The organism is Legionella yabuuchiae (assembly GCF_900640115.1).
Lineage (GTDB): Bacteria > Pseudomonadota > Gammaproteobacteria > Legionellales > Legionellaceae > Legionella_A > Legionella_A yabuuchiae.
The window spans coordinates 1-672 of the sequence record NZ_CAAAIW010000072.1; the positions used below are offsets into that span (position 1 = coordinate 1).

The window sequence follows — 672 nt, forward strand, 5'->3', positions numbered from 1 at the left end:
TTTTATCTGCCAACCGAACAATAGAATCGCACAAAAAATCCAGACCGTAACGAAACAGACTAACGGCAGGTCTGCCATGTTTTTTGATTTTTATTGGCTTTTGTTCATTCTGCCTTCCTCTTTTTAACGACCAGCGATTTGGTCTGGGCTCCAATCTTCCAGGATCTTAGCCTCAATGATGGATATCAGTTCAGGAGCAAGATTTTTTGGCGTTCGGCTAGCCTTAACGCGGCGTTCTTTTGCCATTGCATCTGCTTGCTTATAGCGATAACCTCTGCCGTCTGTATTGCGCTTAATCTCACGACTGATAGCCGATGCATCGTAACCCACTATACGGCCAATTTTTCTCAATGCTATTCCAGTTGCTTTTAAGGCGTAAATTTGAGACCTTATCTCTTGTGTCATGTGGTGATAGCCTTTGGCCATGATAATCTCCTTGGTTAGCACCTTGAGATTATCAATCTTACGTGACTCACTCTAGCTTTTGATGGGGTTTTACTCACTGTTGCAGTTCGCACTTAAAAGGGCCATGTTTAAACTATCCTTCAACTCGCTGATACACTCCATATACCCGTAATCTTTCAAAATGCGTGTTTTTAGGCGCCTTTATTTTTTGTCCTGCCGCATTTTAAAAAGCGAGTAATGGCTCATTCCCTTGCGAGTTTTTTAAAA

The 672-nt window shown here is 42.1% G+C and carries 1 protein-coding gene; it reads right to left on the reverse strand.

The window, feature by feature from the left end; all coding sequences use genetic code 11:
• Positions 1–123: 123 nt before the first annotated feature.
• Positions 124–426, reverse strand: a complete 303-nt coding sequence (locus E1O47_RS12125) for a helix-turn-helix domain-containing protein (protein WP_133131485.1) — start codon at positions 424–426, stop codon at positions 124–126.
• Positions 427–672 lie beyond the last annotated feature (246 nt).